General features: G+C 74.6%; 17 protein-coding genes. 6 read left to right on the forward strand and 11 right to left on the reverse strand.

Going from position 1 to position 18,339, the window contains the following annotated elements; genetic code table 11:
- Positions 1 to 71 precede the first annotated feature (71 nt).
- The gene (locus NP048_RS08830; RefSeq protein WP_227578625.1) at positions 72 to 527 is read left to right on the forward strand and encodes a molybdenum cofactor biosynthesis protein MoaE; all 456 of its coding nucleotides are present in this window, start codon (positions 72 to 74) and stop codon (positions 525 to 527) included.
- A gap of 6 nt (positions 528 to 533) precedes the next feature.
- Here the strand turns inward: NP048_RS08830 and NP048_RS08835 are convergent, their stop codons facing one another.
- Together NP048_RS08835 and moaA are read right to left on the reverse strand one after the other, a co-directional pair.
- On the reverse strand, positions 534 to 821 hold the full coding sequence (locus NP048_RS08835) for a MoaD/ThiS family protein (protein WP_227578626.1): 288 nt from the start codon (positions 819 to 821) through the stop codon (positions 534 to 536).
- A gap of 4 nt (positions 822 to 825) precedes the next feature.
- Complete coding sequence (moaA, locus tag NP048_RS08840; RefSeq protein WP_227578627.1) at positions 826 to 1,875, reverse strand: GTP 3',8-cyclase MoaA; 1,050 nt, start codon at positions 1,873 to 1,875, stop codon at positions 826 to 828.
- Between the two features lie 87 nt (positions 1,876 to 1,962).
- Between moaA and NP048_RS08845 the strand changes: the two genes are divergently transcribed.
- From NP048_RS08845 to NP048_RS08855, 3 genes are read left to right on the forward strand one after another with little or no spacing between them, the layout of a single operon-like run.
- Positions 1,963 to 3,213 (forward strand): molybdopterin molybdotransferase MoeA, encoded by a 1,251-nt coding sequence (locus tag NP048_RS08845; RefSeq protein WP_227578628.1) that lies wholly within the window; start codon positions 1,963 to 1,965, stop codon positions 3,211 to 3,213.
- Positions 3,214 to 3,260: 47 nt separating this feature from the next.
- Positions 3,261 to 3,689 carry a cyclic pyranopterin monophosphate synthase MoaC gene (gene moaC / locus NP048_RS08850; protein ID WP_372456857.1) on the forward strand — a complete coding sequence of 143 codons (429 nt, stop codon included), beginning with the start codon at positions 3,261 to 3,263 and terminating at the stop codon, positions 3,687 to 3,689.
- Positions 3,682 to 4,200: a MogA/MoaB family molybdenum cofactor biosynthesis protein gene (locus tag NP048_RS08855; RefSeq protein ID WP_227578630.1), complete on the forward strand. Its 519-nt coding sequence runs from the start codon at positions 3,682 to 3,684 to the stop codon at positions 4,198 to 4,200. The genes moaC and NP048_RS08855 overlap by 8 nt, the downstream gene beginning before the upstream one ends.
- Positions 4,201 to 4,215: 15 nt before the next feature.
- Here NP048_RS08855 and NP048_RS08860 read toward each other — a convergent pair whose 3' ends face one another.
- The 9 genes from NP048_RS08860 to NP048_RS08900 form a co-directional block, all read right to left on the reverse strand.
- A complete protein-coding gene (locus NP048_RS08860; protein ID WP_227578631.1) occupies positions 4,216 to 4,557 on the reverse strand; it encodes a cupin domain-containing protein in 342 nt (113 codons plus the stop codon).
- Positions 4,558 to 4,602: 45 nt separating this feature from the next.
- Complete coding sequence (narI, locus tag NP048_RS08865; RefSeq protein WP_227578632.1) at positions 4,603 to 5,355, reverse strand: respiratory nitrate reductase subunit gamma; 753 nt, start codon at positions 5,353 to 5,355, stop codon at positions 4,603 to 4,605.
- Positions 5,352 to 6,032 (reverse strand): nitrate reductase molybdenum cofactor assembly chaperone, encoded by a 681-nt coding sequence (narJ, locus tag NP048_RS08870; protein WP_227578633.1) that lies wholly within the window; start codon positions 6,030 to 6,032, stop codon positions 5,352 to 5,354. The genes narI and narJ overlap by 4 nt, the downstream gene beginning before the upstream one ends.
- Positions 6,029 to 7,729, reverse strand: a complete 1,701-nt coding sequence (narH, locus tag NP048_RS08875) for a nitrate reductase subunit beta (protein ID WP_227578634.1) — start codon at positions 7,727 to 7,729, stop codon at positions 6,029 to 6,031. Before narH ends, narJ begins: the two co-directional genes overlap by 4 nt.
- Positions 7,730 to 7,784: 55 nt before the next feature.
- Positions 7,785 to 11,501: a nitrate reductase subunit alpha gene (locus NP048_RS08880; protein ID WP_227578635.1), complete on the reverse strand. Its 3,717-nt coding sequence runs from the start codon at positions 11,499 to 11,501 to the stop codon at positions 7,785 to 7,787.
- Positions 11,502 to 11,540: 39 nt separating this feature from the next.
- Positions 11,541 to 12,845: an MFS transporter gene (locus NP048_RS08885; RefSeq protein ID WP_227578636.1), complete on the reverse strand. Its 1,305-nt coding sequence runs from the start codon at positions 12,843 to 12,845 to the stop codon at positions 11,541 to 11,543.
- Positions 12,846 to 12,984: 139 nt separating this feature from the next.
- Complete coding sequence (locus tag NP048_RS08890; RefSeq protein ID WP_227578637.1) at positions 12,985 to 13,323, reverse strand: cupin domain-containing protein; 339 nt, start codon at positions 13,321 to 13,323, stop codon at positions 12,985 to 12,987.
- A complete protein-coding gene (locus NP048_RS08895) occupies positions 13,320 to 13,637 on the reverse strand; it encodes a DUF2249 domain-containing protein (protein ID WP_227578638.1) in 318 nt (105 codons plus the stop codon). Before NP048_RS08895 ends, NP048_RS08890 begins: the two co-directional genes overlap by 4 nt.
- Complete coding sequence (locus NP048_RS08900; RefSeq protein WP_227578639.1) at positions 13,634 to 14,398, reverse strand: helix-turn-helix transcriptional regulator; 765 nt, start codon at positions 14,396 to 14,398, stop codon at positions 13,634 to 13,636. Before NP048_RS08900 ends, NP048_RS08895 begins: the two co-directional genes overlap by 4 nt.
- Before the next feature lie 79 nt (positions 14,399 to 14,477).
- Here NP048_RS08900 and NP048_RS08905 point away from each other — a divergent pair, with 79 nt between their 5' ends.
- The gene (locus NP048_RS08905; RefSeq protein ID WP_227578640.1) at positions 14,478 to 15,644 is read left to right on the forward strand and encodes a DUF8744 domain-containing protein; all 1,167 of its coding nucleotides are present in this window, start codon (positions 14,478 to 14,480) and stop codon (positions 15,642 to 15,644) included.
- Complete coding sequence (locus NP048_RS08910) at positions 15,641 to 18,316, forward strand: multicopper oxidase domain-containing protein (protein WP_227578641.1); 2,676 nt, start codon at positions 15,641 to 15,643, stop codon at positions 18,314 to 18,316. Before NP048_RS08905 ends, NP048_RS08910 begins: the two co-directional genes overlap by 4 nt.
- Positions 18,317 to 18,339 lie beyond the last annotated feature (23 nt).

The raw sequence follows: 18,339 nt of genomic DNA on the forward strand, positions 1-18,339 counted from the left end.
CTGCGGTCGCTGCGGGACGGAACGGCGGCGGCGCGGCAGCGCGTTGCGCGCCCCGGCCTAGGCTGACGAGCGTGACCTCCGACGACTCGCGCCTGCACGCCCCGGCCCGCCGTGTGGTCCTCGCCGAGGTCACCGCCGACCCCGTCGACGTCGACGCGCTCGCGCGCGCCGTCAGCGACGCTGCGGCCGGTGCGGTCGTCACGTTCGCCGGCGTGGTGCGCGACCACGACCGCGGGCGCGGCGTGACGGGGCTCGAGTACGTCGCGCACCCGGACGCGCCGGACGTGGTCGCGCGCGTCGTCGCGGACGTCGCCGCACGCAGCCCGGTCGACGCGGTCGCGTGCGTCCACCGCATCGGCGCGCTCGACGTGGGGGACTGCGCGCTGGGCGTCGCCGTCTCCGCCGCGCACCGCCACGAGGCCTTCGCCGCGGCCGCGCTGCTCGTCGACGAGATCAAGGCGCACCTGCCGGTGTGGAAGCGCCAGGACCTGACCGCCGGGGGCCACGAGTGGGTCGACAGCGCCTGACACCGGTCAGCCGCCCGCGAAGGGCGGCAGCACGTCGACGCGGTGCGGCGCACCGAGCGGCTCGTCCCGGTCACGGTGCAGCACGCCGTCCACGAGCAGCGCGCACCGGGCTGCGACCTCGCCCAGTGCGGGGCCGTGCCGCTCCGCGAGCGCGTCGAGCAGCGCGCCTACGCGCGTCCCGGGTGGCACCGCCACGTGCTCGGCATCGCAGCCTGCTGCCTCGGCGGCCGCCGCGAAGTAGCGGACCTCGACGAGTGTGACGGTGTCCTGCCCGGTCGTGCTCGCGGTCGTCATCGCGTCACCCTCCGATCGCACTCATGGTCCGCGACGGCTGCAGGAACGTCGGGTCGTCGATCCCGTGGCCGGCAGCCTTGCCCCACATCGCCGTGCGCCACGCAGCCGCGAGCGTCGCGTCGTCCGCCCCACCGCGCAGCGGCCCGCGCAGGTCGTCCTCGTCGCGGGCGAACAGGCAGCTGCGGACCTGTCCGTCGGCGGTCAGGCGGGTGCGGTCGCACGCGCCGCAGAAGGGCCGCGTCACCGAGCCGATGACACCCACCGTCGCACCCGGGTACCCGCCCACGTGCCACGTCTCCGCGGGGGCACCGCCGCGCGCCGCGGCCGGCTCGGCCACCAGCTCGAACTGCGCCGCGAGCGCGTCGAGGATCTCGCGCGCCGTCACCAGGTCCTCGCGTCGCCACGACCCGTGCGGTCCCAGCGGCATCTGCTCGATGAACCGCAGGTGGTACCCGTGCGCGAGCGCCCAGGTGAGCAGCGCGACGGCCTCGTCGTCGTTGACCCCGCGCACCAGCACCGCGTTGACCTTCACGGGCGCGAGCCCGGCGGCCGCGGCAGCGGCCAGGCCGGCGAGCACGTCCGCGTGCCGGTCACGCCGCGCGATCGCCGCGAACCGCTGCGGGTCGAGCGAGTCGAGCGACACGTTGACGCGGTCGAGCCCCGCGGCGGCCAGCGCCACGGCACGCTTGTCGAGTCCCAGGCCGTTGGTCGTCAGCGCCGTACGCACCGGTGCGCCGTCGGCCGTCCGCAGCGCGGACGTCGCGGCGACGATGCCCTCGAGCCCACGCCGCAGCAGCGGCTCACCGCCCGTGAACCGGACCTCGCGCACGCCGAGGTGCTCGACACCGACCCGGACCAGCCGCACGACCTCGTCGTCCGTCAGCACGGTGTCGTCCGGAGCCCAGGGGAGACCTTCGGCCGGCATGCAGTACGTGCAGCGCAGGTTGCAGCGGTCGGTCAACGAGACCCGCAGGTCCGTGGCCACCCGGCCGTACCGGTCGACCAGCCCTCCCTCGCGCGGCGCCGCGGCGCCGGCGGCGCTCACGGCTCGCATCCGGCGATGATACGGAGCCCGTCCGCTTGCCGCACCGCGGATCCGCCACCACGCGGACGGGCGGCCTCCCGGCAGTAGGTTGAGCCCATGGCCGACGTCCTCGCCGCCGGAGCCGGGCTGCCGGTCCGCACCGTCCGCAGCCTCGACGAGCACGCCGCAGCAGTCCTGGCGCTCGCGGGCCCGCTGCCGGGCGTCCGGGTCGCGCTGGCCGACGCCCGGGGGCGCGCGCTCGCGGGCGACGTGTGCAGCACGGTCGACCTGCCGCCGTGGGACAGCTCGGCGATGGACGGGTACGCCGTGCGCAGCGAAGAGCTGCACGCGGGTGCGGTGCTCGACGTGGCCGACGACGTGCCGGCGGGCGACACGCGTGACGTGCGCGTCCCGGCCGGTGCCGTCGTCCGCGTGATGACCGGCGCACCCGTGCCCGGGGGCGCCGACGCCGTCCTGCCCGTGGAGCTCACCGACGGCGGCACGGTCCGCGTGCGCGTCGACCGCGTGGTCGCGCCCGGCGCGCACGTGCGGCCCCGCGGTGAGGACGTGCGCACCGGGGACGTCGTGCTGCGTGCGGGCGACGTGCTCGGTGCCGGTGCGATCGGGCTGCTGGCGGCCACCGGCCACGCGCAGGTCGAGGTGCACGCGCGGCCGCGCGTGGCGGTGCTGTCGACGGGCTCGGAGCTCGTCGCGCCCGGCGGCGCGCTGCGGCACGGCCAGATCCACGAGTCGAACGGCCCGCAGCTCGCGGCGGCCGCGGCGGACGCCGGCGCGGACGTCGTCGACGTGCGCTGCGTGAGCGACGACGTCGACGCCGTGCGCGCCGCGCTGGCCGAGCTCGGCGCGCGCGCCGACGTCGTCGTGACGACGGGTGGGGTGTCCGTGGGCGCGTACGACGTGGTGCGCGACGCGCTGCTCGCGGACGGCGACGCGCAGCTCGTGCACGTGCGGATGCAGCCCGGCAAGCCGCAGGCCGTCGGCACCCTCGCCGACGGCACGCCCGTGCTCGCGCTGCCCGGCAACCCCGTGAGCTCGTACGTGTCGTTCGAGGTGTTCGTCCGGCCGCTGCTGCGGCGCATGCTCGGCGCCCGCGAGGTGCACCGGCGCACGCTGACCGCCACCGCGGCCGGCGACCTGCACTCACCCGCCGGGCGCCGCCAGCTGCTCCGGGCGCGGCTCGAGTGGAGCGGCGGTGCGCCCGTCGCGGTGCTCGTCGGCGGGCCCGGCTCGCACCTGCTCGGCGCGCTGGCGCGCGCCGACGCACTCGTCGACGTCCCCGAGGACGTCACGCACGTGGCCGCGGGTGACCCCGTGACCGTCATCGACCTGAGGGAGCACGACGCGTGAGCGAGCAGGACCACCTGACCCACGTCGACGCGCGCGGCGCCGCGCACATGGTCGACGTCGCCGACAAGGACGTCACCGTCCGCAGCGCCCGCGCGACCGGGCGGCTCGTCACGACACCGCAGGTCGTGGCACTGCTGCGCGGTGAGGGGGTGCCGAAGGGCGACGCGCTGGCGGTCGCGCGGATCGCGGGCATCCAGGCGGCCAAGCGGACGCCCGACCTCGTGCCGCTGTGCCATCCCATCGCGATCCACGGCGTGAAGGTCGACCTCGAGGTCGTCGACGACGGCGTCACGATCAGCGCGCGCGTGCGCACCGCGGACCGCACCGGCGTCGAGATGGAGGCGCTGACATGCGTGGCCGCGGCCGGCCTCACGCTCGTCGACATGGTCAAGGCCGTCGACCGTGGGGCGTACCTGACGGACCTGCGCGTCGAGGAGAAGTCGGGCGGCCGCAGCGGGACGTGGACGCGTGGTTGAGCCCGCGTCCGCGAGCGGACCTCCGACGGACGCCCCGCGCGCGGTCGTCGTGACGGCGTCGGACCGTGCCGCGGCCGGCGAGTACACCGACCGCTCGGGACCGGTGCTCGTCGCCGGTCTGCGGGAGCTCGGCCTGCGGGTCGATGACCCGGTCGTCGTGCCGGACGGCGCGCCGGTCGAGCAGGCGCTGCGCGACGCGGTCGCCTCGGGTGCCGCGCTGGTCGTGACGACGGGAGGTACCGGGCTCGGGCCGCGCGACCGCACGCCCGAGGCGACGCTCGCGGTGCTGGACCGCCTGGTGCCGGGCATCGCCGAGGCGCTGCGCGCGGACGCGGTGCGCCGGGGTGTGGCCGCCGGGGTGCTGTCGCGCGGGGTCGCGGGCGTCGCGGGGCGCACGCTCGTCGTCAACGTCGCGGGCTCGGTGGGGGCGGCGCGCGATGCGCTCGAGGTGCTCGGCCCCGTGCTGCCGCACGCGGTGGCGCAGGTCGCGGGCGGTGACCACCCCGGCTGACCGGGCACGTCCCGCTCACCCGTGCGGCCTCGTCGTGACGCCGGTCACGGTGGTCAGCAGCAGCACGCTGTCCTCGAGCGCGAGCACCGAGTGCCGCTCGTGCGTCAGCTCCCACAGCTCGCCCGCGGCCACCTCCTGCTGGACCTCGTCGTCGACCTCGACGCGGACGCGCCCGCTCAGCGCCTGCAGGCTCGCGGCGGGCGGCGAGGAGTGCTCGCCGAGGCGGGCGCCGGCCACCAGTGCGAGCACGGTCTGGCGCAGCTCGCCGTCGTGCACGACCAGCTGGGCGCTGCGGCCGTGCGGGTCGGTACGCGCCGCGGTGAGCAGGTCGGCGGCGAGGGCAGTGAGATCCGGCATGGGGCGGTCCTCCCGGTGGTCGGTGACGGTCGTATGACCGGGTGCTCACAGCCGAGGCCGTGCGCCCGGTCGCTCGACACCCTCCCAGCCGGGGCGTGCGGCGCGCGACCCGGGCCCCGCGTCCCGTGAGCGGTAGACCACGTACGGGCGGAACAGGTAGCCCACGGGCGCCGAGAACACATGCACGAGCCGCGTGAACGGCCAGATCGCGCACAGCACCATCGCGCTGACGACATGCACCTGGAACATCGCCGGCACACCGGCCATGAGCTCGGGCTGCGGCTGCAGCGTCAGCAGGCTGCGGACCCACGGCGAGATGCTGCCGCGGTAGTCGTAGGCGTCGCCGAAGACCTGGTGGAGGACGGTCGCAGCGGTGCCGAACCCCAAGGTCGCGGCGAGCACGAGGTACATCAGCTTGTCGGAGCGGGTCGTGGCCAGGAAGACGGGGCCGACCATGCGGCGCCGGTACACGAGGATGCCGAGCCCCGCGATGGTCAGGACCGCGGCGGCTGTGCCGAGCCACGTCGCCCCCAGGTGGTACGTGTGCTCGTCGACGCCGAGCGCCTCGAGCCACGCGCGCGGGATCAGCAGACCCACGACGTGCCCGGCGACGACCATGAGGATGCCCAGGTGGAACATGGGCGACCCCCAGCGCAGCAGCCGGTTCTCGTAGACCTGCGACGAGCGCGTCGTCCAGCCGAACTGGTCGTACCGGTACCGCCAGACGTGCCCGACGACGAAGACCGCGGCCACCGCGTACGGCATCGCCACCCACAGCAGCGCGTCGGTGGGGCTCATGCCGGGACCTCCGTCGGACGTGTCGTGGGGAAGGGCAGCAGCGGGCGGTCGAGCCCGACGGTCTCCTGCGGGGGCCCCTGCGCCAGCAGGGCCGCGAAGCGCCGGGCAGTCGCGGGGTCCACCTCCGGCAGCGTGAGGCAGACCGCGTCGAGCAGGTGCGCGTACGGCGTGCCGTAGCCGTGCAGCGCCGAGCGCAGCACCTCGATGCCGTCGCGGTGGCTCGCGAGCAGCAGGTCGGGCACCGGGCCCCGGTCGCGCGCCGACAGCTCGAGGACGCCGGGCAGGTGGTCGGGCAGCTCGTCGTCGCGCGGCGCCCAGCCGCACGCGCGGAACGCCTCGACGAACCGCACGAGCGCCATGCCGCGGCGACGTGTGTCCCCGGCCGCGTAGTACGTCAGGTACAGCGCGCAGCGCCGACGCAGGTCGAACGTCCGGACGTAGTGGGCCTGGCGGTCGGTGACGTCCCAGCCCGCGACGGCGTCGACGAAGCGCAGCAGCGCGTCGCGGACCGCGGTGGGCAGCGTCGCGGCGGCCTCCCGCACCGCGGTCAGGTGCGCGTCGTGGTCGGGGCCCGGGTGGTCGAGCAGGAGGGCCGCCGCCATGTGCGCGGTGGCGCGCTGCTCGGCGTCGACGTGCACGGGCGCCAGGAACGGCAGGGCCGGCGTGCGCGGGCTCACCGGTCCGCTCCGCTCGGCACGTCGGGACCCTCGCCGTAGCCCGGGTGGTCCGGGGCGGGCGGGAACATGCCCGCCGGTGCGCCGTTGCCGTCCCAGTTCAGCAGGTTGACCCGCTCGGGCGTGCCCTCGCCGGCGGGGGGCCGGTCGGCGCGCTGCCGGTGGCGCAGCGCGTGGAACGTCTCGGCCGCCACCCGCATCGGCCGCCCGCTCGACGAGCCGAACGGGCCCGCGCCGCCCATGCCCGGCCCACCCTCGGTCTCCAGCGAGCAGCCCGTCGCGAGCTCCTCGAGGTCGCGCGCCGTCTCCGCGTGCGCGGCGGGGATGACGTAGCGCTCCTCGTACTTGGCGATCGCGAGCAGCCGGTACATCGACTCCATCTCGTCGGCGTCCAGACCGACGGACGCCGCGATGCGCGGGTCCTGCTCGAGACCGAGGTTGACGTTGCGCATGTGCGCGCGCATCGCCGCCAGCCGCTGCAGCACGTCCTGGACGGGCCCGACGTCACCGGCCGTGAACAGCCCCGCGAGGTACTCCAGCGGGATGCGCAGCCGGTCGATCGCGGCGAACAGCGTGGGGGCGTCCTCGCCGTCGGCGCCGCTGCCGGCCACCACGTCGACGACCGGCGACAACGGCGGGATGTACCAGACCATCGGCATGGTCCGGTACTCCGGGTGCAGGGGGAGCGCCACCTGGTAGTCGCTGATGAGCCGCCACACCGGTGAGCGCTGCGCCGCGTCCACCCAGTCCTGCGGGATGCCCGCCGCGCGGGCACCGGCGACCACCTCGGGGTCGTGCGGGTCGAGGAACACCGCGCGCTGGGCGTCGAGCAGCGCGCGCTCGTCCTGCACCGACGCGGCCTCGAGCACCTTCTCCTCGTCGTACAGCACCAGGCCCAGGTACCGCAGACGCCCGACGCACGTCTCGGAGCAGACCGTCGGCAGACCGACCTCGAGCCGGGGGTAGCACAGCGTGCACTTCTCGGCCTTGCCGGTCTTGTGGTTGAAGTAGACCTTCTTGTACGGGCAGCCCGTGACGCACATCCGCCACCCGCGGCACTTGTCCTGGTCGACCAGCACGATGCCGTCCTCGACCCGCTTGTACATCGCGCCCGACGGGCACGACGCGACGCACGACGGGTTGAGGCAGTGCTCGCAGATGCGCGGCAGGTAGAACATGAACGTCTGCTCGAACTCCGCCTTGACCTGCGTGCTCATCGTCGCGAGCACGGGGTCCGCGGCCATGGTCTCGCCCGCGCCGCCCAGGTTGTCGTCCCAGTTCGCCGACCAGCGGATCGCCATGTCGTCGCCCGTGAGCAGCGACTTGGGCCGCGCGACCGGGGTGTGCTCACCCTGGGGCGAGGACAGCAGCACGTCGTAGTCGTACGTCCACGGCTCGTAGTAGTCGTGGATCTGCGGCAGCGTGGGGTTGGAGAAGATGTGCGCGAGCTTGCTCAGCCGTCCACCCGCCCGCAGCTTCAGGCGCCCGCGGCGCGTGCGCACCCAGCCGCCGCGCCACCGGTCCTGGTCCTCGTACGTGCGGGGGTAGCCGATCCCCGGGCGGGTCTCGACGTTGTTGAACCACACGTACTCGACGCCCGTGCGGTTCGTCCACGCCTGCTTGCAGGTCACCGAGCACGTGTGGCACCCGATGCACTTGTCGAGGTTCATGACCATCGCCATCTGGGCCATCACCCTCATGTGGTCACGCTCCGCACTTCGCTCGTCCCTCGCTCCGTACGTCGCCGTTCGGTCATCAGTACTCCACCTCCTGCGAGCGGCGGCGGATCGTGGTGACCTCGTCGCGCTGGTTGCCGGTCGGTCCCAGGTAGTTGAAGGCGAAGGACAGCTGCGCGTACCCGCCGACGAGGTGGCTCGGCTTGAGCAGCACGCGGGTCAGGGAGTTGTGGATGCCGCCGCGCAGCCCTGACGTCTCGGACCGGGGCACGTCCACCGTGCGGTCCTTGGCGTGGTACATGTACACGGTCCCGGCGGGCATGCGGTGCGACACGATCGCCCGGGCCACGACCACCCCGTTGCGGTTGTACGCCTCGACCCAGTCGTTGTCGCGGACCTCGATCGCTGCGGCGTCCTGCGGGGACATCCAGATGGTCGGGCCGCCGCGGGACAGCGACAGCATGAACAGGTTGTCCTGGTACTCCGAGTGGATCGACCACTTGGAGTGGGGCGTCAGGTAGCGCACGGTCACGGCCGCGTGGCCGCCCTCCGGCTCCGCGGGCCCCAGCTTGGAGTCCCCGAACAACCGGTGCAGGTCCAGCGGGGGGCGGTACACCGGCAGCGCCTCACCCAGCTCGGTCATCCAGTCGTGGTCGAGGTAGAAGTGCTGGCGCCCGGTGAGCGTGTGCCACGGCTTGTGGTGCTCGACGTTGATCGTGAACGCCGAGTAGCGCCGCCCGCCGTGCTCCGAGCCGGACCACTCGGGGGACGTGATCACGGCGACCGGACGCGCCTGCACGTCGGCGAACCGGATGCGCTCGCCCTCGTGGTCGCGCGCGAGCTCCGCGAGGGACGTCCCCGTGCGCGCCTCGACGCGCTCGAACCCCTGGACCGCGAGGCGCCCGTTGGTGGTGCCCGACAGCGCGAGGATCGCCTCGCACACGTGCCGGGCGTCCGTCAGGCGCGGCCGGCCCGCCGCCGGGCCGGTCGCGACCGTGCCGTTGGTGCGCGCGAGCGCGGCCACCTCCTGGTCGGGGGAGAACGCGACGCCCTTGGTGACCATGCCGGCGCTCGCGGTCAGCGGCCCCAGGGCGCCCCAGCGGTCGCCGATCGTCGTGTAGTCCCGCTCGACCACGACGAGCCGGGGCATCGTCAGCCCGGGCCGCAGGTCGGACTCCGGCACGGTGCCGTGCGGCGTCGCGAGCTCGTCCGGGGTGTCGTGCAGGAGCGGGACGGCCACGACGTCGCGCCGCACCCCGAGGCGCTCCCCGCCGATGCGCTGCACCTCGTGGGCGAGGGTCGCGAAGACGTCGAAGTCCGTGCGGGTCTGCCACGGCGGGCTGATGGCCGGGTTGAACGAGTGGACGAACGGGTGCATGTCGGTGGTCGACAGGTCGTACTTCTCGTACCAGGTCGCCGCCGGCAGCACGACGTCGGAGAACAGCGTGGTCGACGTCATGCGGAAGTCGCTCGTGACCAGCAGGTCGAGCTTGCCGCGCGGCGCCTCGTCGCGCCACGTCATGGTCCGGGGTCGGCGGTCCGGCCCGGCCTCGTCCGCCCGGACCGCGGAGTCCGTGCCCAGCAGGTGCCGCAGGAAGTACTCGTTGCCCTTGCCCGAGGAGCCCAGGATGTTGGCGCGCCACACGGTGAGCACGCGCGGGAAGTTGCGCGGGTCGTCGGGGTCCTGGCACGCCCAGCCCAGACGGCCCGCCCGCAGCTCGTCCACGACGTGCTGCGCGGGGTCCACGCCCGCGGCGGCGGCCTCGTCGGCGAGGTCGAGCGGGTTGCGGTCGAACGTCGGGTAGCTGGGCATCCAGCCGCGCTGCGCGGACTCCACGAGGCAGTCCGCGGTGGTGCGGTCCGCGAACGTGCCGCGCGCGAGCGGGCTGGCCAGGGCGTCGGCGGGCAGCCCGTCGTACCGCCACTGGTCGGTCGCGAGGTACCAGAACGCCGTGCCGATCATCTGCCGGGGCGGGCGCGCCCAGTCCAGGCCGAACGCGTACTGCGCCCACCCCGTGACGGGCCGGCACTTCTCCTGCCCCACGTAGTGGGCCCAGCCGCCGCCGTTGACGCCCTGGCAGCCGGTCATGTGCACCAGGGCGAGGAACGTGCGGTAGATCGTGTCGGAGTGGAACCAGTGGTTGGTCCCGGCGCCCATGATGATCATCGAGCGCCCGCCCGACGCCTCGGCGTTCGCCGCGAACTCGCGCCCGATGCGCGCGGCCGTCGACGCGGGCACCGACGTGATCTCCTCCTGCCACGCCGGCGTGCCGGGGCTCGACGCGTCGTCGTAGCCGGTGGGCCAGGTGCCGGGCAGCCCGTCGCGGCCCACGCCGTACTGCGCGAGCAGCAGGTCGAACACGGTCGTGACCAGGTGGTCGCCCACGCGGTGCACGGGCACGCCGCGGCGCACCACGCCCGCACCGCCCTCGTGCTCGCGTCCCGCGTCCGGTGCGACGTCGAAGCGGGGCAGGTCGACCGGGACGGCCGCCCCGTCCCACGACCCGAGGTCCGCGACCGACAGCTGCGGGTCGAGCTCGCCCAGCAGCAGGTTCCACTTGCCCGCCTTCGCGGGGTCGAAGCGGTGGCCGAGCGTGCCGTTCGGGACCGTCGGGGTGCCGTCGGCGTCGAGCACGACGGTCTGGAACGCGCCGTCGCGGTCGGCCGACGGGACGGGCAGCTGGTCGCCGGTGAGGAACTTGTCGGGCACGTACGCGTCGCCGCGCGGGACCAGCCGCACCAGGTGCGGTGCGTCGGTGAACTGCCGCAGGTAGTCCGCGAAGCGCGCCGTGCGCCGCTCGACCAGGAACTCGCGCAGCACGACGTGGCCCATCGCCATCGCCAGGGCACCGTCGGTGCCCGGGTGGGGGGCGAGCCACTCGTCGGCGAACTTGGTGTTGTCCGCGTAGTCAGGGCTGACCGTGACGACCTTCTGCCCGCGGTACCGGGCCTCGGCCATGAAGTGGGCGTCGGGCGTGCGCGTCACCGGGACGTTCGAGCCCCACATGATGAGGTACGCCGCGTTCCACCAGTCGGCGGACTCCGGCACGTCGGTCTGGTCCCCGAAGACCTGGGGGGACGCGACCGGCAGGTCGGCGTACCAGTCGTAGAACGAGAGCATCGTGCCGCCGAGCATCGAGACGAACCGTGCGCCCGCGCCGTGGGACACCATCGACATGGCCGGGATGGGGGAGAACCCCGCGATCCGGTCGGGCCCGTACTCCTCGATCGTGTGCACGTGCGCGGCCGCGACGATCTCGGCCGCCTCGTCCCACGTCGCGCGCACGAGCCCGCCCTTGCCGCGGGCCTTCTTGTACGGCGCGGACGGATCGGCCGTGACGGCCTTCCACGCCTCGACGGGATCACCGGTGCGGGCCTTCGCCTCGCGGTACGCGCGCAGCAGGGCTCCGCGCACGTACGGGTAGCGGATGCGCGTGGGGGAGTACGTGTACCAGGAGAACGCCGCACCCCGGGGGCAGCCGCGCGGCTCGTACTCGGGGGAGTCGGGCCCCACCGACGGGTAGTCCGTCTGCTGCGTCTCCCACGTGATGATGCCGTCCTTGACGTACACCTTCCACGAGCACGAGCCGGTGCAGTTGACGCCGTGGGTGGAGCGCACGACCTTGTCGTGGCTCCAGCGGTCCCGGTAGAACGCGTCACCCTCGCGGCCGCCCTCCAGGAACACCGTGCGCAGGTCCGGCGAGACCTCACCGCGCCGCAGGCGTGAGCCGAGGCGGACGAGCGCCTGCGCAGGGCCGGTGTCGGTGCCGGTGTGGCGAGGGCTGGTCGTGCTCATCGCACCTCCCGAGAGGGTGGGGTGGTCGGGGTGACGGCGTCAGCTGGGGCGTGGTGCCCCGGGCCGGGCGTAGTTCACCCAGGTCAGGGCCGTGCAGATCGCGAAGTAGGCGGCGGCGCCGACGAAGAAGGCGACGGGGGTCCACAACGACAGGGCGATGCCGACCAGGAACGGGCCGAACGCGGCGATCGCGGACGTGAACCCGATGACGCCGCCGGCCTGGCGGCGCGGGAAGATCATCGGCATCTGCTTGAACGTGCCCGCGTTGCCGATCCCCGCGAACGTGAACAGCGCGAGCATGGCGACGAGGAACCAGGTGAACTCACCGACGTCGGACGGCGTGAGGAACAGCGTCGCGACGACGGTCGAGGCCGTCATGCCGATGCCGGCCACGAACGTCCACACCGCGCCGCCGAACCGGTCGCACAGCGGACCCCACGCGGCTCGCGTGATCGACCCGAGCAGCGGCCCGAGGAACGCGTACCGCAGGGGGTCGGGCGCGTTCTCGAACCCGCCGTAGACGTTGTTGATGAGCAGGCCGAGCTGTGCGGCGAAACCCGAGAACGCACCGAACGTCATGGTGTAGACCGCCGTCATGACCCACGTGTGCTTCTCGCGGAAGATGTCGAGCTGCTCGCGGAAGTCGGCCTGCACCGGCACGCGCCTGAGGAACAGCGCGGCCAGGACGATCCCGAGCACCACCCACGGGATCAGCACGAGCGCCGCGTTGTGCAGCCAGATGTGCCCACCGTCGACCGTCTGCTGCGGTGTGAGCACCGTCGTGCCCAGCAGGCCGAATCCCACGACCCACGGCACGAGGAACTGGATCAGGCTCACGCCGAAGTTGCCGATGCCTGCCTGCAGGCCCAGGGTCGTGCCGGACATGCGCCGCGGGAAGAAGTAGCTGGTCGACGGCATGAAGCCCGCGAACGCGCCGCCGCCGATGCCGGTCGCGAACGCCAGCACCAGCAGCGTGGCGTACGACGTCGAGGCATCGCGTACCGCGAACGTCCACCCGATCATCGGCAGCAGCAGCAGCGTCGCCGAGCCGCCCACCAGCGTCCTCGTGCCGACCACGGGCGGCAGGAACATGAAGACCAGCCGCATCAGCCCGCCCGCGAGGCCCGGCAGCGCGACCAGCCAGTAGAGCTGGCCGGTCGTCAGGTCGAACCCGACGAGGTTGAGGCGCGGGGCGATCGCGCTGACCAGGTACCACACCGCGAAGGCGAGCGTCAGGTTGTACGTCGTGACCCACAGCGTGCGCCAGGCGAGGCGCTCGTCCCACGCAGCCGGGTCCTCGGGGTCCCAGGTGCCCACGTCCGCGGAGCGGGTGGCCTTCGTCATCGAATGCCTCTTGGTGTCGTCGTCGGTCAACTACGTACGCGCACCCTGGCAGGGGTCGGCGAGGCGGCGGTACGCACAACACCGTGGAAAATGGGCCCGGGCAGGCGCCCCCGTGGGTGCGCCCGCCTGGGCCGGGGGCTCAGCGGGGATCGAGCATCGTCAGGGCGAGCTTGCTCGCCACGACGGCCTCGACCTCGTGCGGCAGCCGGGTGCCCAGGTGCACGACACCGCCGGGCCGCAGGTCGACCGTCCGTCCGTCCGCCGTGACGCGCAGGTGCCCGGTCAGCACCTGCAGCAGCACGGGCATGGCGGCGGTGTGCTCGGTGAGGACCTGACCGGCGTCGAACGCGAAGAGCACGACCCGTGCGCCCTCGGCACGCAGCACGGTGCGTGAGACCGTCGACTCGGGCTGGACCTCGACGAGAGAGGCGAGGTCGGCGACCTCGGTCATGACGGCTCCCTCGGTCGCGGCGCTCACGGCTGGGCCACCGTGTCGAGGCGGCGCGTGAGCCGCACGTGCCACGCGTCGGGCCCCTCGACGAGGTAGGTGACGTCGACCGGAGCGCGCTCGGCGAGCTGCGCGAGCAGCGGCCGCGGCGCGTGCGGCGCGATGATCACGAGCGAGGCGCCGGGGGCGATCGCGTCGAACGCGCCGAAGACGGTGGCGTGCCGGATCGCGTGCGGGATCGTGCGCACGTCGAGCACGGGGTCGCTCTCGTCGTGGCCGCCGCAGCCGCACGTGTGCCCGGCGGGCTGCGGTGCGGTGGGCAGGATCTCGACGGGCTGGCTCATGGCTCTCCTTCGGTGGGCGCGTGCCGTGCGGCCCGCGCGGGGGACGGGACGTCGGCGGCGCCGACCTCCGACAGGTGCAGCTCGCAGTGGCGCGGGCCGACGAACGGGACGAGGCGCTCGGCGCGCACCGGCCCGCCGACCTGCTCGAGGACGCCCTGCGCGAGCCCGAGGTGGACGCTGCACACGACGTCAGGACGGGTGCGTGCCAGGTCGAGGAACGGGCAGCGCCACAGGTCGAACGTCGTCCCGCTCGCGTCGAGGACGGGATCGAAGCCGAGCCGGTCGAGGTGCGCCTCGAGGGCGAGCACCTGGTCGCGCGGTCCCGCGGGCAGCGCCGGCAGCTCGTCGACCATCTCGCGGCCGGCACGTCGGGCCGACGCGGGGACGTCCTCGACGGCGGCGCCGTAGCCGCCCAGCAGCACCCTCGTGAGCCGCGCACGGGCGACGGACTCGGCGAGGTGGCGTGCGGCGGTCGGATCGGTGCGCACGTCGTCGCGCGTCGTGGCCCGGTACACCGTGCGGGGTCGGCCGCGCGTCGTGCGGCGCTCGGTCTCGCGCACCACGAACCGCGCGTCGACGAGCCGCTGCAGGTGCTCCCGCACGGTGTTCTCGTGCAGGCCGGTGCGTGCCGCGAGCGCCGGGGTCGTCGACGGTCCCTCGTCCTGGAGCACGTGCAACAGCTCGACGCGGCTCGCGGACGACAGCACGCGTGCGGCGGGTGTGCGACGCGTGGTGCGCTCGGGCTCGTTGCCGGTCGTCATGGCCACCTCCTCGTCGTCCGGCGGCGACGCAGGACCCAGGTCCCGTGTGCCGCCTGGCGCCATTAAATACCGTCGAGGCGTGGAAAAGACCGGGACCAGGGTCCCGCAGCACACGGTCCTGCTCGTCCCGGGTGGTCTGGCGATGCTCGCCGGCCTGGACGCCGCCCTGCTGCTGCTCGGGCTGCCCGCGCCCGTGCACCTCGACCGGTGGGCCGACGTGCACGGGCCGCTCATGGTCCTGGGCTTCGTCGGCACGCTCGTCGTGCTCGAGCGCGCGGTCGCCGTGCGGCGTCGCGCCGCGCTCGTCGCGCCCGCGCTGCTCGGGCTGGGCGGCCTCGCGCTGCTCGGTCCGCTGCCCCTGGCCGTCGGGCAGTCGGCGTTCGTCGCCGGGACCTGTGCGCTCGTCGCCGTGTACGTCGTCATCTGGCGACGCCAGCCCGCCGCCGCGCTCGCCGTGCAGGCGCTGGGCGCGGCGCACGCCGTGGCGGCCGCCGTGCTGTGGTTGGCCGGCGTCGCCGTCCCGCACCTCGTGCCGTGCCTCGCGGGCTTCCTCGTCCTGACCATCGCCGGCGAGCGGCTCGAGCTGCTGCGCGTCGGCGGCCCGGGGGAGCATGTCGAGGACGTCGTGTGGGCGCTCGCCTGCGCCTGGGCGGTCGCCGCCACCGCCGCGCTGGTGTGGCCGCGCACCGGGTGGCACGCCCTGGGTGCCGTGCTGCTCGCGCTCGTCGCGGTGCTCGCCCGGTACGACGTGGCGCGGCGCACCGTCCGCGGCACCGGGCTGCCGCGGTTCATGGCGTGCGCGATGCTCGCGGGGTACGCGTGGCTCGCCGCCGCGGGTGCCCTGTGGCTCGTCGCGGGGCCCGTGCTGTCCGGCCCCGGGTACGATGCCGTGCTGCACGCGGTCTTCCTGGGCTTCGTGCTGTCGATGGTCATGGCGCACGCGCCGGTCATCCTGCCCGCGGTGCTCCGCCGACCGCTGCCCTACCGGCCCGTCATGTACGCGCCCCTCGTGCTGCTGCACGTCACGCTCGCGGTGCGCGTGCTGGTCGGGGACGCGCACGGCATCGACGCGGTCGTGCGGGCCGGCGGCGTCGGCAACGTCGTGGCCCTGCTCCTCTTCGTCGCGGTCGCCGTCACCTCGGCCCTGCGCGGCCCCGTCGCCGCACCGCCACGCCCGCCGCGGCGCGAGGGGACCCCGCGGGTGGCGGCCACGCCCACCGGCCTCACCGTCGGCGGCACGCGATGACGCGGGCCGGGCACCACCTGCGTGCCAACGCGCTCGTGCTCGCGTGGCTCGTCGCCGCGGCGGTCGCGGCGGTCGCGCACCGGTGGCTCCCCGAGGCGGGGTGGCTGCTCGTCCACCTGCCCCTGCTCGGCGCCGTCACCACGGCGATCCTCGTGTGGAGCCAGCACTTCGCCGACACGCTGCTGCGCCACCCCGCGCCGCGGGGCGCCCTCGTCGCGCGGCTCGCGACGCACACCGTGGGCGCGCTCGCGGTCGTGGTCGGGCACCTGGCCTCCCTCGCACCCGTCCTCGTCGCGGGCGGCGCAGCCGTCGCCGCGGCGGGCGTCGCCCAGGCCGTGGGGATCAGCCGGCAGCGGCGCGGTGCTCTGCCCTCGCGGTTCGGGCACCTCGTGCGCGCGTACGTCGAGGCCGGGCTGCTCCTGGTGCCAGGCGTCGCGTGCGGCGTCGCGATGGCCGCCTTCGCACCCGGGCCTGAACCGTACGCGCGCTGGTACGTCGCGCACGTCGTGCTCACGCTCGTCGGCTGGGTCGGTGTCACCGTCGCCGGGACGCTCGTCGTGCTGTGGCCGACGATCCTGCACGCGCGCATCGACGACGTCGCCGAGCGGTCCGCCTCACGTGCGCTGCTGCTGCTGGTCACCGGCACGCTGATCGCCGCCGCCGGGCCCGCGACGGGTGTGCGTGCCGTCACGGTCGTGGGCCTGCTCGTCGTCCTCGCCGGCATCGCGCTTGTCGTGCGGGTGCTCGTGCGACAGGCGCGCACGGCACCGCCGGTGACGTTCGCGGCCGCGAGCGTCGGGGCCGCCGTGGTGTGGTGGGCGGCGACGGTCGCGGCGCTCGGCGTCGTCGTGGCCGTGGCGCCGACGTGGCGGGCTGCCGTCCCGCACCTGTCCGCGCTCGCGCCCGCGACGGTCGCCGGGTTCGCGGCCCAGGTGCTGGTCGGGGCCCTGTCGTACCTGCTGCCCGTCGTGCTCGGCGGCGGGCCGGCGGTCTCCCGGGCGGTCGCCGCCGAGCTCGACCGGTCGGCGGTCGTCCGGGTGGTCCTGCTCAACGGCGGGCTGGCGTTCTTCGTCCTGCCGTCGCCGAGCCTGGTGCGCGTCACGGCCTCGGTGCTCGCCCTCGCGGTCGGCGCCTGGTTCCTGGTCCTCGTCGCGCGTGCCGTGCGGATCGCGCGGCGCGGCGCCGACGGCGCACCCGCGGCGGTCGTCCCGGCGCGGGGCAGCGGACCGGACCCCGTCGCCGCCGGGCTGGTCCGGGCGCGCCGACGTGGCGCGGGCAGCCTCGCGGTCGGGGCGCTGCTCGTGACCGTGGCCGTCGCGCTCGCGGGGGACCCCGTGGCGGCCGGACTCACCCAGGTCACGGCCGGCAGCGCGGGCGGAGCCGGGGCCGGAGGGGTCGTCGCGACGGGGGGCACGACGACGGTGACGGTGGAGGCGCACGACATGCGGTTCGTCCCCGACACGATCGACGTGCCCGCGGGCGACCGGCTCGTGCTCGAGGTCGTCAACGTCGACGACACCGTGCACGACCTCGTCCTCGACGGCGGCGCGACGTCCGGCCGGCTGGCGCCGGGCGCGCGCGTGACCCTCGACGTGGGCGTCGTCGGGGGTGACCTGGCGGGGTGGTGCTCGGTGGCGGGGCACCGGCTCATGGGCATGACGCTCTCGGTCGTCGTCACCGGCGGCGCGGCGCTCGCGCAGGACGGACCGCAGCACGGACCGCAGGACGAGGACGCCGCCGCAGGCGGGCACGCGGGTCACGCGGACACGACGGACGGCACACCCGCTGCGGACCTCCTCGACCTGATGGCGACCCCCGACGACGACTTCGTCGCGCACGACGCCGTGCTGCCGCCCGTCGGCGACGGCACGACGCACCACGTGCGCCTCGAGGTCACCGAGCACGTGCAGGAGGTCGCACCCGGTGTGACCCGCACCGCGTGGACGTTCGGCGGCACGGCGCCGGGGCCGGTCCTGCACGGGCGCGTCGGCGACAGGTTCGTCGTGACGCTCGTCAACGACGGGAGCCTGGGGCACTCGATCGACTTCCACGCCGGTGCCCTGGCACCCGACGACGTCATGCGGACCATCGAGCCGGGCGAGACGCTCACCTACACGTTCACGGCCACCCGCAGCGGCATCTGGATGTACCACTGCTCGACCATGCCGATGAGCCTGCACATCGCCAACGGCATGCTCGGTGCCGTGGTCATCGACCCACCGGGGCTGCCCCCGGTCGACCACGAGTACGTGCTGGTCCAGTCGGAGCTGTACCTCGGCGCGCAGGGCGGGCCGGCCGACGAGACGGCGCTCAGCGCCCAGACCCCGACGCTGCTGACGTTCAACGGCTACGCGAACCAGTACCGCGACCGGCCGCTGCAGGTCGCCGTGGGCGAGCGCGTCCGGGTGTGGGTCCTCGACGCTGGACCGAACCGACCCTCGTCGTTCCACGTCGTCGGCGGGCAGTTCGACACCGTGTACCGCGAGGGGGACTGGACGCTGCGCGACGGCGGCTCGACCGGCACGGGCGGCGCCCAGGTGCTCGCGCTGCAGCCCGCCGAGGGCGGGTTCGTCGAGCTGACGTTCCCCGAGGCGGGGACCTACCCGTTCGTCACGCACGTCATGGGGGACGCCGAGCGCGGTGCGTCGGGGCGGTTCGTCGTCTCGCCCTGAGGCCGGCCCGGGACCTGGCGCAC

Origin of the sequence: Cellulomonas xiejunii (assembly GCF_024508315.1) — a bacterium.
Classification (GTDB): domain Bacteria; phylum Actinomycetota; class Actinomycetes; order Actinomycetales; family Cellulomonadaceae; genus Cellulomonas; species Cellulomonas xiejunii.